At 40.5% G+C, this 16,685-nt stretch carries 12 protein-coding genes; 6 read left to right on the top strand and 6 right to left on the bottom strand.

Annotation, left to right across the window (positions count from 1 at the left end; all coding sequences use genetic code 11):
* Entirely contained in the window at positions 1–2,463 is a 2,463-nt protein-coding gene (locus tag CRJ00_RS08260) for a TonB-dependent receptor (protein ID WP_099366401.1), read from the bottom strand.
* A 342-nt stretch (positions 2,464–2,805) separates the two neighbouring features.
* Between CRJ00_RS08260 and CRJ00_RS08255 the strand changes: the two genes are divergently transcribed.
* From CRJ00_RS08255 to CRJ00_RS08245, 3 genes are read left to right on the top strand one after another with little or no spacing between them, the layout of a single operon-like run.
* Complete coding sequence (locus CRJ00_RS08255; protein WP_099366400.1) at positions 2,806–3,969, top strand: amidohydrolase family protein; 1,164 nt, start codon at positions 2,806–2,808, stop codon at positions 3,967–3,969.
* A 34-nt stretch (positions 3,970–4,003) separates the two neighbouring features.
* Positions 4,004–4,285, top strand: coding sequence for an acylphosphatase (locus CRJ00_RS08250; RefSeq protein WP_099366399.1), 282 nt, complete (start codon positions 4,004–4,006; stop codon positions 4,283–4,285).
* A 1-nt stretch (position 4,286) separates the two neighbouring features.
* Positions 4,287–5,771 (top strand): lipopolysaccharide biosynthesis protein, encoded by a 1,485-nt coding sequence (locus CRJ00_RS08245; RefSeq protein WP_257213722.1) that lies wholly within the window; start codon positions 4,287–4,289, stop codon positions 5,769–5,771.
* An 81-nt stretch (positions 5,772–5,852) separates the two neighbouring features.
* Here CRJ00_RS08245 and dusB read toward each other — a convergent pair whose 3' ends face one another.
* The 5 genes from dusB to trmD all read right to left on the bottom strand — a co-directional run bounded on the left by dusB (position 5,853) and on the right by trmD (position 10,598).
* Positions 5,853–6,851 carry a tRNA dihydrouridine synthase DusB gene (dusB, locus tag CRJ00_RS08240; RefSeq protein ID WP_099366397.1) on the bottom strand — a complete coding sequence of 333 codons (999 nt, stop codon included), beginning with the start codon at positions 6,849–6,851 and terminating at the stop codon, positions 5,853–5,855.
* A 37-nt stretch (positions 6,852–6,888) separates the two neighbouring features.
* Positions 6,889–7,671 carry an indole-3-glycerol phosphate synthase TrpC gene (gene trpC / locus CRJ00_RS08235; protein WP_099366527.1) on the bottom strand — a complete coding sequence of 261 codons (783 nt, stop codon included), beginning with the start codon at positions 7,669–7,671 and terminating at the stop codon, positions 6,889–6,891.
* Between the two features lie 31 nt (positions 7,672–7,702).
* Positions 7,703–8,272 carry an anthranilate synthase component II gene (locus tag CRJ00_RS08230; RefSeq protein WP_099366396.1) on the bottom strand — a complete coding sequence of 190 codons (570 nt, stop codon included), beginning with the start codon at positions 8,270–8,272 and terminating at the stop codon, positions 7,703–7,705.
* Positions 8,272–9,675 carry an anthranilate synthase component I family protein gene (locus tag CRJ00_RS08225; protein WP_099366395.1) on the bottom strand — a complete coding sequence of 468 codons (1,404 nt, stop codon included), beginning with the start codon at positions 9,673–9,675 and terminating at the stop codon, positions 8,272–8,274. The genes CRJ00_RS08230 and CRJ00_RS08225 overlap by 1 nt, the downstream gene beginning before the upstream one ends.
* A gap of 242 nt (positions 9,676–9,917) precedes the next feature.
* A complete protein-coding gene (gene trmD / locus CRJ00_RS08220) occupies positions 9,918–10,598 on the bottom strand; it encodes a tRNA (guanosine(37)-N1)-methyltransferase TrmD (protein ID WP_099366394.1) in 681 nt (226 codons plus the stop codon).
* Positions 10,599–10,995: 397 nt separating this feature from the next.
* On the opposite strand from trmD, the gene CRJ00_RS08215 reads away from it, so the two are divergent.
* From CRJ00_RS08215 to CRJ00_RS08205, 3 genes are read left to right on the top strand one after another with little or no spacing between them, the layout of a single operon-like run.
* Positions 10,996–14,238 (top strand): SusC/RagA family TonB-linked outer membrane protein, encoded by a 3,243-nt coding sequence (locus CRJ00_RS08215; RefSeq protein WP_099366393.1) that lies wholly within the window; start codon positions 10,996–10,998, stop codon positions 14,236–14,238.
* Positions 14,239–14,248: 10 nt separating this feature from the next.
* Complete coding sequence (locus CRJ00_RS08210) at positions 14,249–15,679, top strand: SusD/RagB family nutrient-binding outer membrane lipoprotein (protein ID WP_099366392.1); 1,431 nt, start codon at positions 14,249–14,251, stop codon at positions 15,677–15,679.
* 11 nt (positions 15,680–15,690) lie between these two features.
* On the top strand, positions 15,691–16,569 hold the full coding sequence (locus CRJ00_RS08205; RefSeq protein WP_099366391.1) for a DUF7015 domain-containing protein: 879 nt from the start codon (positions 15,691–15,693) through the stop codon (positions 16,567–16,569).
* The last annotated feature ends 116 nt before the right edge of the window (positions 16,570–16,685 follow it).

Here is a 16,685-nt window from a genome sequence, read left to right as displayed (position 1 = left end):
CTAAATACTAATATTAAGTCCGATCATAAAATTCGGACCAGCTTGAGGGTAGTAGAAGTTATAGTAATCTCTGCTGTTGGTGTTCTGGAAATATTGACCCCAAGTATAGCCGGTAGTAGTGTATTTGGCGTTCAGGATATTAAATACGGTGGCATTCAGGTCTATTCTCTTGATGCCAAAGGCAGAGAATGTATAAGTTCCTTGGACGTTGTTGACAAAGGATGCTTTGATACTACGTTCCAATGCGCTACTGTTATCTAGGTAGATTCTGGAGATGTATTTGCTCAAAAGGCTGAAGGAAATACTTTCTGTTGGCTTGTATGTGAAATTGTTCGATAACACCGCTGATGGAGACTTTGCGATATTGGTACTTTTATAAAATATCTCCTTCTCACCCACATAACCCCAATCGCTATTATTATCATAAACACTTAAGATTTCTGTGAAGTTTTTGATCTTGTTCTGGCTTAATGCTGCAGTAGCCGACCAATTAAACTGCTCTGTGATGTTCCATCCTGCATCCAATTCCACTCCGATTCGATAACTTTCATCCACATTTTGACGAATAGCCTCGCCAACATCATTGATTCTACCAGTTGGAATCAATTGATCTTTGTACAGCATCGCATATACATTCACTCCCAAATTGAAATCACTAGCGCGATGCCGGTAGCCAGCTTCCACATTTTGCATTTTTTCAGGCTTCGGGAACATATTGAGCGGATTTTCCACATAATCCTTACGAACTGGCTCTTTGCTGGCATAAGCATAGGAAGCATAGATATTTGCATTTTCGTTCAGTAGATAGGTGATTCCTGCTTTCGGATTGAAGAAGTTGAGATTGTCCCTGAAATTTAGATCCTTGATCTTGTTGTCATCCCCTTCGGCCTTATAGAATATGTTTCTATATTGAAGATCGATGTTGAAAATCCAATCATCCTGTTTGATATCCGCTTTTGCGTAGATGTTGAAATCGTTCTTATGCGCTTCATTATAATAATACCGATGGTTTGGCTGGATACCCGCATTGAATTTACTCCACAAAACCTCTCCAAAATGTCCACCAATATATTGGTTATAGGCACCTCCTAAGGTAAGATTGATGTTTTCGTTCCATTTATGCTGCAAAGCGTAGGTAAATCCATAGAAGTGATTATCCAACCACCGCTGGCGGATCAAATCGGATTTTTTCTTGATTTCTCCATTGATATTGACATTCGGAAGGCCATAACTTTCAAACTTGTCGTCTATCCGATATTCTTCATAATATCCAGCCCCTCGAGTATAATGCAAACCCGCATTTAAACTTGTTCTATCGTCCATTCGGAAGCTATACTGCAGATGGCTATGCGTCTGCACATAATTGTCCGTCTGGTTATCATAGGTGTAAATATTGTATCTTTCATCTGCTGCCTTAATACGGGCAATTTCAATCGGGTCATAGATTTCCATGGCTGCGATATAATGGTCCATTCTATCCCGGTTACCAAAGTACAAAGGCTCGGCCAATCCGTACCAGGCTTGGTAGGTCTTTTCTTTTCCGGAAAAAACCGTTGCTTTTAGGGAGTGGCGATCGGTAAAGATCCCTCCATCTACATAAAAGGATTTTAGATCAGATGATGCTCTTTCCACATAACCATCTGAACTGATGCGGGATAACCGGGCGTTGAAGGCGTATTTTCCATTGATTAAACCAGAACCTGCTTTCAGAGTGTTCTTCCAGGAATTGAAAGATCCAAAGCTGTTGTTCAGTTCCGCATAAGGTATAGTTTCTAAGCCATCCGTTTGGATGTTCAACGATGCACCAAATGCACCAGCACCATTGGTGGAAGTTCCTATACCACGCTGAACCTGAATACTCTGTGTACTGGAAGCAAAATCAGGTAGATTCACGAAAAAGGATCCCATACTTTCCGAGTTGTTCAATGGGATGCCATTGAGGGTCACATTGATACGTTCATTATCCGATCCACGAATGGTCATGTTGGTATACCCGATTCCAGCCCCCGCATCTGATCCGATTACCACACCTGGTGTCTGATCCAATAAATAGGGAATATCCTGGCCCAGATTCTTCTTTCGAATTTCTTCCTTACCAATATTCTTAAATGTAGTAGCCGCGTTAACCTTGGCTCTTGTCGCGGAGATATAGATCTCCTCCGTCTGATAGGCCGTTGGCTTCATGGCTAAATGTAAGAAATTGCTGTTCTGGGGGTTAAAACTTCCATTGATCTGTTCAAAACCTAAGTAGCTTACTTTAAGTGCATAAGTTTTGTTACTGAGGTCCTGAAATACGGCAATCCCATCTTTGTTGGTTTTCTGGGATTTTTCATCAAGGTTTACCGTGGCGAGAGCCAAAGGTTTGTTCTGCTCGTCGGTCACTTTAATCGAGAGTGTTGTTTGGGCAAGACAGTTAATAGCAAATAGGCAGGTGAAAGCCAAGGCCATCAATTTGTTAAGCATAATACGTAATTTTGTTATTTGAGTTAAACATCCCGTTGCAAGGGGTCACAACAGGTCAAATTTAACCTCCCTTTCCCTACGCTGGCATTATCCAGATCAGGTGAGTGCAATGTCATTTGCACAGGGTATAATCTCAGCCTTTATTCGTGTCGTCAAAACAAGGCACCCCTAATTGATGCTGCAAAGCTAATCTTTATCTCGATAAAATCAAAATGACGATAGCTTTGTAACAAATTCAAAAATATTTTTTTATTAGTTAAACCATATGTGTTTTTTTTGTAATTTGGCTGACCTGCTGAGGAGGCAGGATTACGCTAACATAACATAGAACAATTAAATTGTATGAAGTATTACAGTGCTGATATAGTATTTCCTATTGCTGGGCAAGCAATAAAAAAAGGTATCGTAGCCATGGACGATGAGGGAATAATCAAGGGGGTATTTAATCCTGGCGAAATTGATGATAGCAAAATCGAGCATCATAAGGGCGCCCTAATCCCGGGATTTATCAATGCACATTGCCATTTGGAACTTTCTCACATGTTGAATGTGGTGCCAAAGGGTACCGGTTTAACTAACTTCCTAACAAAAGTGATGAGCGAACGCCATCACTCAGCAGTTGCCATCCATCAAGCTATGGTTGAGGCGGATAGGAAAATGTTTGAAAATGGTATTCAGGCCGTTGGTGACCACGTGAATACTGCCGCTACAGCGAAGGTAAAAGAGCAAAGCCCTATTACCTACCATACATTTGTTGAGATCATGGCCATGCGCAAGGAAGATGTGGAGGAAAGAATAGACCAAGCGAAGGAGATAGAATTCCATTTCGACTATAAACATACATCCATTACGCCCCATGCACCCTACTCAGGGTCAAAATCCCTGTTCAAAACATTTAAAAAAGCAGTATCTGAAGATAATATCATATCTATCCACAACCAAGAAAGTGATGAAGAGAATAAGCTTTACAGGTATAAAACAGGGGAGTTTTTGGACTTCTATAGACGCATGAATTTCGAAGTGGAGGATTTCAGGGCGCAAGCTAGAAATTCGCTGCAATCCTTCCTACCTTATATTCCTACAAAAAACAAGCTGATCTTGGTACATAACACCTATACCTCTATCAAAGATTTGGATTTTGTAGACCGTATGGGTAGACAGGTGTATTTTTGTTTCTGTCCAAAGGCCAATCTTTATATCGAAAATCGGATCCCGAAAATCGGTAATTTCCTATTAGGCGATCATAATATTATTTTAGGAACAGATAGCTTGGCCTCTAATGACACTTTAGATATTTTGGAGGAATTAAAGGTCATCCATAAGGAATTCCCTGAATTGGATTTTAATGAAACCATAAAATGGGCGACCATTAATGGAGCTAAAGCCTTAAATCTCCACGAACAGTTTGGTAGTCTGGAAGTAGGAAAAAGGCCTGGGCTGCTTTTGTTAGTAGGAATGAACTCCTTCAAATTGACACCTAAAGTTAAGGTTAGAAGATTAAGGTAGTTTTATTTTCTAATTCTTCTTCTACCTTTGTAACATGAAACACTGGAATATTCAGGTTCAAGGCAAGGTACAGGGAGTGAGTTTTCGTGCCAGTACCAAGGCTGTTGCAGACCTACTTGGGGTAAAAGGATATGTGATCAATCAGCCGGATGGTTCGGTTTTGATCGAGGCAGAAGGTGATGCCTTTGCCTTGGAGTCCTTTATGGAATTCTGCCTGGAAGGTCCTGAGCATGCGGAGGTTACCACTGTTCAGCACACCGAAGAGGATGCCTTGAAAGGATATCGGAATTTTGAGGTGATCAAGAAAATAAAATAGGGTGTCAGTTGTAAAAAAATTTGTCAGCGATACGATGATATATGGTCTTTCGACCATTATATCCCGGATGTTGGGTTTTCTCATCACCCCATTCCTAACACGGAGCTTTGGAGCTTCCGTATACGGGATATTTACCCAGATGTTTGCCTACGCTTCCATGTTGAACGCGATTTTGGCATTCGGGATGGAAACCACCTTTTTCAGATATTTACAAAAAGTAGAGGGTGACAAAAGAAAGGTATTTGATACCAGTTTCTTTGTCACCCTTTTTATGGCCATTCTTTTCCTTATCACGGCGTTTGTATTTGCTGATCCTTTGGCCAGATGGGCAGGAAATGGAAAGGATCTCAGAGATTTCACGGCTTATGTGAAGCTCATCGCCCTTATTGTTACTGCAGATGCCATTGCTGTAATTCCCTTCTCAAAACTGCGGGCAGATGGTAGACCTATTCGCTATGGCCTAATTAAGCTGATCAATATCTTGGTTTATATCACTTTTATTTTTCTTTTCCTGTATGGGATTCCTTGGTTACAGGATTATTCTGAATCTTTTAAGAGCTGGTCGCTTATTTGGTACAGGGAAGGCTGGTTGGGGAATATTTTTGTAGCAAACCTGATTGCATCAGCGGCTACATTGTTTCTTCTGATACCTCAGGTGATAACTTTTAGGATGCAGGTGGATACTGCCCTTTTAAAGAATATGCTGACCTATAGTTTCCCGATCTTGATTGCAAATATCTCTTTCATCATCAATGAGAATTTGGATAAGATGATGATGCCACATTTATTGCCAGAAGGAAAGGGCGATCTGGATGTGGGTATTTATGGTGCGGTGGCAAAGCTTGCCATTTTCCTGAACCTGTTTGTTACGGCATTTAGGTTAGGGGCAGAGCCATTTTTCTTTTCCTATGCTAAAAATGAAAATGCAAGGAAGACTTATGCCATGATCATGGAGTATTTTGTGATTGTGATGCTGTTGGTGATGGTAGGGTTGAGTGCAAATCTGGAATGGTTAAAGGAATTTATTAGAGGTACAAAAGAAAAGCAGGCGGAGTTTTGGTCGGGTTTGTTTATTGTTCCCTTATTGTTGTTCAATTATGTCTTGCTGGGGATTTATATGAACCTTTCTGTTTGGTACAAATTATCGGACCAAACACGATATGGACTTTATATTTCGGGTTTAGGAGCAATTGCGACCATAGGGATGAACTTGTTGTTGATACCTAAATATTCGTATGTGGGGGCCGTGGTGTCTACTACGATAACATATGTGTTGATGGTGAGTTTGTCTTATTTCTGGGGTCAGAAAAATTATGCGATTCCGTATAAGGTAGGGAAGATCTGTGTTTATTTAGTTATTGGTGCGGGATTGGCTTGGCTTGTTTATGAGCTGAATATTTGGTTGGGGAATTTGGTGTTTATTGGTTTTATCGGGATAGTGGCTTATTTGGAGAAAGATACGATAAGAAGGGTTTTGAGGAGGTAGATGCCACCTCATTGCGAGCTGCCGTCATCGCGAGGGACGGCAATTCCCAATGACTGTAAAGGGACAAAAATTCTTGAAATCCTACCCTGAAAACTCCTCAGCGAAATTATGTCTAATCTCTTCCAGCACTTCCATAATATCCCTCACATCCATCAGTTCCACCAACTTCATCCTATATTCCTTAAAATTCGGAATCCCCTTGAAATAATTAGCATAATGCCTTCTCATTTCAAAAATCCCGGTTTTATCACCTTTCCATTCTATAGATTTGGTCAAGTGCGTCAAACACACATCCACCCTTTCTGAAACAGTGGGTCCATCCAAAATTTCTCCTGTATTGAAAAAATGTTTTATTTCCCTAAATATCCAAGGATATCCTATAGATGCTCTACCGATCATAATACCATCCACCTCAAATTCCTGACGCCACGCAGCAGCTTTTTCCACCGAATCGATATCACCATTCCCAAAGATCGGAATATGGATCCTCGGGTTTCGTTTCACATCCCGGATCATTGACCAATCTGCCTGACCCTTATACATCTGCGCACGTGTCCTGCCATGTATCGCCAGTGCCTTGATGCCTATATCCTGCAGCCTTTCAGCCACCTCATATACATTTTTAGTATTATCGTCCCAACCCAAACGCGTTTTCACGGTAACCGGTAGATAGGTGGCTTCCACCACCGCTTTGGTCATGGCAACCATCTTATCGATATCCTGCAAAAGACTGGCTCCCGCACCTCTACATGCCACATTCTTTACCGGACATCCATAGTTGATGTCAATCAGATCTGGATTAGCTTGTGTACAGATCTCCGCCGATTGGCGCATGTGCTCGATGTCAGATCCAAAGATCTGTATACCAATAGGTCGCTCGTATTCAAAAATATCCAGCTTCTGACGTGATTTAGCCGCGTCACGGATTAGCCCCTCCGAAGAGATGAATTCCGTATACATCATATCGACCCCATTTTGCTTGCACACATAACGGAATGGAGGATCACTCACATCTTCCATAGGTGCTAGCAATAACGGAAACTCCCCTAAATCTATATTTTCGCCAATTTTTACCGACATGCTTTTAAAAAATTTTTACAAAGGTAAGTAAATCTACCTACAATTGTCCTGCAAATTCTTTGATCGCCCCTGCAGGGTCATTCGTCTTCATGAAGTTCTCTCCGATCAGGAAGCCTTGAAAACCAGCCTTTTTCAATTCCTGGATAGTAGCAGGATCCGAAATTCCGCTTTCCGAAACCTTGATGAAATCAGCCGGGATCTTATTTACCAAACTGTAAGAATGATCTAAAGAAACCTCAAAATCCTTCAGGTTTCGGTTGTTCACTCCGATTGCATCGATGCTAGGGAAAATGCTTCGGTTCAATTCCTCTTCATTATGGACTTCCAATAACACATTCAATCCAAGGGATTTTGCATACTTCGATAATTCGCGGACTTCCAGTGTTCCCAGACATGCTGCGATCAACAGGATGATATCAGCTCCGTAGGCTTTTGCTTCCGCAATTTGGTATTTATCTACTATAAATTCCTTGCGCAACAAAGGGATCTGAAGCACTTCTCGGGCTTCGGTAAGATCGGTTAAGGAACCTTGGAAAAAATCCTGGTCGGTTAATACCGAAATTGCCGAAGCTCCAGCATGCTGATATCCCTTTACCACCTCCTGAACAGAAGCAGAACCATTGATGATCCCCTTGGAAGGTGATGCACGTTTATATTCAGCAATAATGCCATTTTTCGACAGATCAAGGATGCTGTCACGAAGACTATAACAAGACCTTCCAAATAATGGATATTTTTCTAGCTCTTCCAAGGAAACCTTTTCCTTCGCCAACGCTACTTCTTCCCGTTTTCTTTTAACGATTTTATCTAGGATAGTCATTTTTTCTATATCAATATAAGATGCCAACATATTATTTCAACCAATTTTCTATAAGGATTTTACCATTATCAGTCAGGATGGATTCTGGATGAAACTGCATCCCGCGCACATCATATTCCCTATGTGCAAGCGCCATGATGGTTCCCTGCGGATCTAAAGCAGTAATTTTTAGGCTTTCCGGTAGATCATCTGGAGATACCGCCCAGGAATGGTATCGCCCTATTTTGGAATCCTTTGGAAAACCATGGAACAAGGTTTCTTCCTCGTCGATCACCTCAATATTTGTGGCTACCCCATGTAAAGGTTTGGGCATGTTGAAAAGGCTTCCGCCAAATACTTCCGCAATTGCTTGCTGGCCAAGACAGATGCCAAGTATGCTTTTTGTCGGCGCATATGTCCGGATCACATCCATTAGCAGTCCTGCTTCTTCAGGGATGCCTGGGCCAGGTGATAAAAGGATCTTATCAAACTGTTCTACATATTCCAGTTCGAATTTATCGTTACGAACCACCTCGTATTGCTGGTTCAGTTCCTGTAGCAAATGGACCAGGTTATAGGTAAATGAATCGTAATTGTCGATTACTAAGATGGGCTTATTCATTATATGCTTACTGCTAATTCTAATGCTCTGCGAAGAGCGGATATTTTGTTATTTACTTCCTGTAATTCTTTTTCTGGATCGGAATCCAATACGATTCCTGCCCCGGCCTGATAATGAAGCACGTTCTGTTTGCTCAAAAAAGATCTGATCATGATGGCATGGTTGAAATCTCCATTAAATCCCATGAATCCGATCGCCCCGGAATAAAAAGAACGTTGCATGCCTTCATACCGATCGATCAAGGTCAATGCCATGTGTTTCGGTGCGCCCGATAGCGTTCCTGCCGGAAAAGTATCTCCGACCACATCGAATGGATTCGCTGCTGGATTCAGCTTGCCGCTTACCTTAGAAACCAGGTGGATCACATGCGAATAATATTGGGCTTCTTTATAGGATTTAACCTGTACATTACTGCAATGACGACTCAAATCATTCCTAGCCAAATCCACTAGCATGACATGTTCAGCACTTTCTTTAGGGTCATTTTTGAGTTCTTCGGCAATCTGCTCATCCTTCTCCATGTTCCCGGTACGCTTGAAGGTGCCTGCGATGGGGTAGATGGTGGCCACATCGGCCTTGATGGTCAATTGTGCTTCTGGGGATGATCCGAATAATTTAAAATCACCATAATCGAAATAGAAGAGGTAGGGCGACGGGTTGATGGAGCGTAAAGCACGGTACACATTGAATTCATCTCCTGCAAACGGGGTGGCAAAACCTCGGGATGGTACGATCTGAAAGACATACCCCCTTTGGATATGTTCTTTCATTTTAAGAACCAGGTTCTTGAATTCCTGATCGGTCATGTTGGATGTTTCTTCTCCCTTGGTCTGGAAACTATATTCAGGGAAATTCTTGTTCTGGATCAGGTGCTGCATTTTATCCAACTCGCTCGCGTCATTATCAAGTAAGTTTTCAAATATATGCAGTTGATTGCGGAAATGGTCTATGGCGATAACGTATTTATACACATGGTATTGAAGTTCAGGGAGCTGTTTGGCGGGAGATGGTTTTGTGGTCAGTTTTATATCTTCAAAGAATTCTACCGCATCAAAGGTGAAATAACCAAAAAGACCCGTGGTGATCACATTGACTTCTGGCAGTACATCGGCATGGAATGCTTTTCGGAAGTTGGAAACCTCTTCGCGAAGATTAAGGCCAGTGGCACTTTTAATCTCCTTGGCCTGGTTAGGGTAGGAGATGCTGAGTTCACCTTTGTCCAGGACAATGCCCGCTATGGGTTGGCAGCAGATGTAGCTGATGTTGTTATCCCTGCTATGGTATTCCGAGCTTTCCAGCAGCAGGCTGTTCGGGAAGCTGTCGCGAAGCCTTAAGTAGATGCTCACTGCAGTGGTCGTGTCTGCAAGGATCTGCTTGTGGTTCGTTTTGAAGTTGTAGTTCATATATGCGTTTTATTAATATCTAAAATAAAAAAAGCCCGACGATTATTCGTCGGGCTACCATTCTGTGGTTTTGGTTGATTATGAAAATCTTTATTTATAAAATATACCACCTCCCGACTTATTTAGTCAGAAGCCACCAACGGTTAGTATATTTATTTTGTGTCAACATAATTCACAAAATTAGTAGAAAAATTGATATAGCAAACATTTTTTGTAAAAAAAACAAAAAATGGTCGTTATTCTTAGTCATTTAGCAAATCTGGTCTTCTTTCTTTTGTTCGTTGCAATTGCTGTTCATGGCGCCAGGCTGTAATTTTGGCTTCATGACCACTCAAAAGGATTTCGGGTACTTTATGGCCATTCCAATCCACGGGTCTGGTATAAATGGGCGCATCCAAAAGTCCATCTTGGAACGAATCCGAAAGGGCAGAAGTTTCATCCGATAATACCCCTGGAATTACCCGAACGATGGCATCCACCAGGATTGCCGCTGGAAGTTCTCCGCCTGATAGGACATAATCTCCTATGGATATTTCCTTCGTAACATAGATATCCCTGATCCGTTGATCAATGCCCTTATAATGACCACATAGGATAATGATGTTTTTATTGCTTGAAGATAAGCCATTGGCCATTTCCTGATTGAGGGTTTCTCCATCCGGGGTCATGTAGATGATCTCATCGTACGTGCGTTCCGACTGCAGCTTTTCGATACAGGCCGCAAATGGCGCAATTTGCATCACCATACCTGATCCGCCTCCGTAAGGGTAATCATCTACGGATTTTTGCTTATTCGTAGCGTATTCCCTCAGGTTATGGACATGGATCTCAGTAAGACCTTTCTTCTGGGCTCTTTGTAATATGGAATGTGCAAATGGGCTTTCCAATAAGCCCGGTAACACGGTAATGATATCAAATCGCATCTTGCAAAGGTAGGATATTGTGCTTAAAAGTGGGTATAATCCATTTGGAGAAATTTTAATAATTAAAATATAAAAATTGTTGCAGTATTATAATAATATAATTGAATAGTCCCAAAAACAATAATTAATCAGATAAATTTTTACCCATATATTATTTAATATATAAAATTATTAATTAAATCATTTTGTTACAATAGACGTTTATGATTGTAATATCATATTCATTAAAAAAATTATATTTCTCATTCTATTTCTTTGTTTATTTAGAAATAAAATCAGAAATAATGGCATTTTTTTGTAACAATCATGTAGTAAAAATACTTTTGATACTAGGTTTAACAATTATTAACGTTTTAGGCCGGTAATTACCAGATTATTTAACTAAACAACAACAAACATGAAACAAAAATTACTCCGTGTATTTTTGCTTTGTACCATGCTTATCGGGGTGGTATATGCGCAAAATCGCCAAGTGAGTGGTAAAGTGACTTCTGCAGAGGATGGATCCCCAATTAGTGGTGTTACCGTATCTGTTCAAGGGGCCAACATTGCTACACAAACCGATGGATCTGGAAATTATTCCATCAATGCGCCAGCCAATGGGCGTTTATCATTCCGATATGTGGGATATACCTCCCAAATTATCACCATTGGTACTCAAAGTACAATTAATGTTCAATTAACGGCTGACCAGGGCAATCTGGAAGAAATTGTGGTAACCGGAGCTTATGGTATCCGGGAAAATACAAAGGCTGCGCCATTCAGCTCACAAACATTAAAAGCAGATGCGGTGAATGTTACTCGTCAACCAAACTTGAATAATGCGTTGGCAGGTCAAGTAACGGGTTTGCAAGTTCGTTCTCAATCTGCTGCCGCTTTAGGTAGAAATACCGAGATCAGGTTAAGAGGTGCTTCTGGGTTTGGTGCAGGAGATGGAGCAATCTACGTAGTAGACGGAACCATCCTTCCAAACTCTGATGATATTAACATTGATGACATTGAAAGTGTGACAGTCCTTCAAGGTCCAGCAGCATCTGCTCAATTTGGTTCCCAAGGAGCTAATGGAGCTGTAGTGATTACTTTGAAAAAAGGCTATCGTGGAGATTATCTTGGTATTGATTTGAACTTAGGAGCAACATTTGACAATGTGTACATTTTGCCGAACTACCAAAACTCCTATGCTGGAGGTTCTTCTGCTGCCATGAAAAAGTATACATGGACACCCGGGCAACCTGAAGAATGGAAAGCATTGGACGGTAAATACTATCATGACTATTCGGATGATGCTTCCTGGGGACCACGTATGGTAGGACAGGAATATATTCCATGGTATGCTTGGTATGGTGGCCATTCTCGCTCTTTCCAAACGACAAGTTTAGTTCCTCAAGAAAACAATGCTAGGGAATTTTACGAGACTGGGGTTGTTTTGAACAACAGCATCGCCATTTCAAAAGGTGGTGAAAATTACATGACCAAAATTTCTTATACCAACCAGGATATCAATGGTTTAATCCCTACTTCTGGATTGAAAAGAAATATTCTGAATGTCACAGGTGAATTGGATCTAAGCACTAAATTTAAAGCGGGGGTTAATATCAACTATGTCACCCAACGCTTAAAAGGTGAAATTGATGATGCCTATTCCAATCAAACGACTGGTTCATTTAACCAATGGTTCCACCGTGATTTGGATATGGATATCTTAAAAGAATTAAGAGGATTAAGAACAGAAGATGGCATCTTTGCTTCTTGGAACAAAGCTAACCCAGGAGCGTATGACCCAGAAAATCCACGTGGATTCTATGCAGCAAACTATTGGTATAACCCTTATACCTATTATGATAACATCGATCGTGCAAACCAAAGAGATCGACTGTACGGAAATATTTATTTCAAATATCAGGTTTATAAGGATTTGAGCTTTACAGCGACTTATCGTAAACAACAGAATACAACATTTTGGGAGTATATGTACAGGTCTGATTTAGATCAATCAGGTTTACAGACTTCTGGAAACAATCCATTGGTTAAGGGATATTATGGAACAGGTAATACCTACTCAAACCGTACGAATTTTGAGATCATGGCAAGCTACAATAAGAGAATCAGTGATTTTTCAATTGATGCAAATGTAGTAACCGATTTCTTCAGAGCACGTTCAAATGAAAATTCCGGAAATACAGTGGATGGTCTAACCGTAGATAATCTATTTACTTTATCTAATTCAAAAAGCCAAGCTAATCAGTATAACTATAGAAGTAGAGAAGGTTACAATGCCATTTTAGGAAGAGGTGTATTTGGATATAAGGACATGTTATTCGCGAATATTACCTTGAGAAATGACTGGTTCTCTACATTACCAGCGGATCGTAATTCCGTATTGTCTAAATCATTTGGTGCTTCCTTCATTTTCTCTGATCTAATCAAAGAAAGTACACCATGGTTAAGTTATGGTAAATTAAGATTTGCTTGGGGAGAGATTCCAATGGCATTCGGTACAGGGACGTCTTTTGGTGCCTATGCATATCCAGGGATGGCGTATGGCGTGAATCAATATAAATGGAACGGAATGGCCTTGACCTCAACACCAGATGGATTGGTTGATCCAGACTTGAGAGGTTCTGTTGTCTCACAAAAAGATATGGGTATTGAGTTGAGGTTCTTAAATGATCGCATCGGATTGGAGTTCACATACTTTGATGGTTCCCAAATCGATTTCCCAAGATCCATCACGCTGAATGGAGCTTCTGGATATAGCTCTATCTTAACGAACGTGGGTCGAATTGAGAAAAAAGGTTTTGAATATATTTTGTCAGGTACTCCAGTTAAGAACGATAATGTGCTTTGGAATATTAAAGCAACCTTGTCTGACTTGAAGGACAATGACGTGACTGAAATCAGCGAAAAATATGGTGTTGATCGTATTGTAGTAGCTGGTGTTTGGGGTAGTACCATGCCTACTTTAATTCATGAAGTTGGTAAACGTTGGGGACAGATCTATGGTAATGGTATCAAACGTAATGCGGATGGTGTTCAAATCGTAGGTGATGATGGTATGCCATTAAATGATAAAGTATTCTTTGGATCGGCTTTACCTCGTTTTACAGGTGGTGTTCAAAACTCCGTGAGTTATAAAAACTTCTCTTTGAGTGCAAATATTGACTGGCAGTTTGGTGGTAAGTTCGTATCCCTTTCCAACATGTTTGGTTCATTCTCTGGTCTAACTGCAAGAACAGCAACATTGAATGACAAAGGAAATCCTATCCGTGATGCGGTTGCTGATGGTGGTGGTGTACGTGTCGATGGTGTTACTGAAGATGGTGAGGCCGTAACAACCTATGTTGGTGCACAGGAATATTTCCAAGGTTTGTACAATAACTCAACATTTGATGATTATATCTATGATCTGACTTTTGTAAAATTGAGAGCCGTTTCACTTGGTTACAATGTGCCGGTTAGAAACCTTACTTGGAGCAAATTTATCCGTTCTGCAAACATTTCTGTGGTTGCAAATAACCCATTGTTGATTTATGCAAAGACGAAAGACTTTGATCCTTCAGAAGTTTCAGCAGTTGAGGGTGAGCGCGGACAATTGCCTGGTACTAGAGGGATTGGATTTAATTTACGTATTGGATTTTAATATTTAAAAGATGAAAAAGAGATTAATATATATACTAATTGCTACTGGCCTTTTGGCGTCGAGTTGTGATGCGTTGTCGGATTTTGGGGATATGAATGACAATCCAAATGCGACTACCAATCCAGCAGCATCCGCTTTATTGACCAATGTTTTGGCCGGCTTTGGAGGCTATACATCGACAGGTCAATATGCCCCTGCATTATATTCTCAATATCTGTCAGAAACACAATATACCGATGCTTCGTTGTATGCATTAGCACAGCCAGCATTTACGGGTTATTATTCGGGTCACTTGACAGATTTGGTGGATTATAAAAAAAGAACAGAAGGTAGTGTAAATGCTTCAGCAGTTGCTACTATTCTTCAACAATATATTTTCGGGTATGTGACGGACTTGTGGGGTGATGTTCCGTATTCTGAAGCATTGCAACAGGTCGTGCCTAAATATGATACCCAAGAGGAAATATATAAAGGTATTCTTGCGAAATTAACCGAGGCAGAAGGCCAATTGTCACCATCTGCTGGGTCAGTTCCCGGAGATATCATCTTTAATGGAGATGTAGATAAGTGGAAAAAATTCGCGAATTCTATTCGTATGATCTATTCCCTACAATTATCAAAACGTTATCCAGGAGCCTCAGAATATGCGGCTACAGAATTTAAAGCGGCATTAGCAGATTCAGATGGTAGTATTGCAACCAACGAAGATAACTTTGTGATCAATTACCCTGGAGGAAATTTTAAAAACCCATGGCGTAATACGTATGATGGTCGTAAAGATTATGCAGAAAGCAAAACCATGACCGATATCATGGCCAGTCTTGCGGATAACCGTCAGAATGCTTTTGGCGGGGCGAATGATGACTTCAATGCTGCAAATGCATTGTTAACTTCCAATAAGGGATTTCCATACGGATTAAGAAGGGCGAATGCAGAAGCGTTCGCTACGGCAAATACCGATTTTGCGCGTGTTTTAAGAGGAGACTTCAGAACGGAGACATCTCCTTTGGTCGTGATGAGTGCCGGACAGGTTCTTTTGGCTAGAGCAGAAGCTGCAAAAAGAGGCTGGACATCTGATGTATTAGCTAATGTATACAGAACGGGTATCGAATTAAGTTTCAAACAGTGGGGGCAAACTGCTGCTGCAACGTATTTTGCGCAGAATGGAGTTTCCTTAGCTGGTGATGATTCAGATCTAACCAAAATTGCATTACAACGATATATCGCTCATTATCCGGATGGTAGAATGGGATGGAATATCTGGCGTAAATCAGGGGTTCCGACATTGGTTCCTGCACCGGATGCCGTAGCAGGATCTACAATTCCGCGCCGTTACCAATATTCTCCTAATGAGTACACCACGAATGAAGGTGTTAACGAGGCGGTAGCAAGATTAGAAGGTGGAGATAAGATGTCTTCTAGAATATGGTGGGACAAATAAAATCGTGAAAAATGAAAATCAACTTTTTTAAATATTTATTGGCCTTCTTTGTACTAAGTATTACTTTACAAGGTTGTGTTAAAGAATCATTCCCAGGGGATGATCTAGGAGATAATGGTACAACGTTTTTAAAAACTCCTGCTGGAGACTTTGTTGTGCAATGGTTGAGTCCTTTTCAAACGAAACAAAAGATTAGTCTTTTTGATTTGTTTAAAGATGCGCATAACAGTACGGAGTTGAACAGTAAACAAACTGTTAAAATGTTGTTCAACCAGAGTATTATTGATGCATATAATGAAGAGCATGAAACGGATTTAGTACCATTGCCATCTGATTTTTATACTTGGGCAAATGGTCAAGGTGTAGAAGTCGCTGGAAATAACATTTCTGTTAATTTTGGGGATGGTTTAATCTATGGGGATTTTTCCATTGAATTGGATGGTTCAAAGTGGACTGATTTAGCTTCCAAATATGCATTGGCATTTGAAATCACTGATTATGGTAATCTAACGCCATCTTCTGATCTAACAGATACTATTGTTGTGCAATTGGGATTGAAGAATGCGTATGATGGTGTATATCGTTATCAAACATCAGGAGCTACTTCATTGCAGCCTAATTTAGATAAAACGGTAACTTTAGAGACAACTGGTGAACATACAGTTCGTTTATATCCAGGTCTATTGGCTACCTATTCCAATGAGGTATCTTATACTATTGACCCAGTAACATTCCATGTAACCGTTACTTGTCCATCGTTAGGGGTTCAGACTCCACAAGATGCAAGAAGTAATTGGGACCCTGAAAAGAAAATCCTGACCGTATTCTGGAAACAAGGAAATGGAGGTCGAACTTTTGAGGAAACCTTTACCTTCTTAAGGGCTAGATAGTACAATTTTTTTAAATAGTAAATTTCATAAATAATTAGACCGCACCTTTTAGTGCGGTCTTTTTTTTTGTTACAAACTTTTTGTCATTTTTTTGGGGATGAAAGTGTCGTGTTTTC

The organism is Sphingobacterium sp. 1.A.4, assembly GCF_002734245.1.
GTDB classification, from domain to species: domain Bacteria; phylum Bacteroidota; class Bacteroidia; order Sphingobacteriales; family Sphingobacteriaceae; genus Sphingobacterium; species Sphingobacterium tenebrionis.
The sequence above is the reverse complement of the archived record's forward strand: the minus strand, read 5'-3'. Positions and strand labels throughout refer to the sequence as shown.

Excerpts from the sequence above, each read along its gene's own strand:
- CRJ00_RS08260 (WP_099366401.1), bottom strand. The coding sequence starts at position 2,463 with ATGCTTAACAAATTGATGGCCTTGGCTTTCACCTGCCTATTTGCTATT.
- CRJ00_RS08255 (WP_099366400.1), top strand. The coding sequence starts at position 2,806 with ATGAAGTATTACAGTGCTGATATAGTATTTCCTATTGCTGGGCAAGCA.
- CRJ00_RS08250 (WP_099366399.1), top strand. The coding sequence starts at position 4,004 with ATGAAACACTGGAATATTCAGGTTCAAGGCAAGGTACAGGGAGTGAGT.
- dusB (WP_099366397.1), bottom strand. The coding sequence starts at position 6,851 with ATGTCGGTAAAAATTGGCGAAAATATAGATTTAGGGGAGTTTCCGTTA.
- trpC (WP_099366527.1), bottom strand. The coding sequence starts at position 7,671 with ATGACTATCCTAGATAAAATCGTTAAAAGAAAACGGGAAGAAGTAGCG.
- CRJ00_RS08230 (WP_099366396.1), bottom strand. The coding sequence starts at position 8,272 with ATGAATAAGCCCATCTTAGTAATCGACAATTACGATTCATTTACCTAT.
- CRJ00_RS08225 (WP_099366395.1), bottom strand. The coding sequence starts at position 9,675 with ATGAACTACAACTTCAAAACGAACCACAAGCAGATCCTTGCAGACACG.
- trmD (WP_099366394.1), bottom strand. The coding sequence starts at position 10,598 with ATGCGATTTGATATCATTACCGTGTTACCGGGCTTATTGGAAAGCCCA.
- CRJ00_RS08215 (WP_099366393.1), top strand. The coding sequence starts at position 10,996 with ATGAAACAAAAATTACTCCGTGTATTTTTGCTTTGTACCATGCTTATC.
- CRJ00_RS08210 (WP_099366392.1), top strand. The coding sequence starts at position 14,249 with ATGAAAAAGAGATTAATATATATACTAATTGCTACTGGCCTTTTGGCG.
- CRJ00_RS08205 (WP_099366391.1), top strand. The coding sequence starts at position 15,691 with ATGAAAATCAACTTTTTTAAATATTTATTGGCCTTCTTTGTACTAAGT.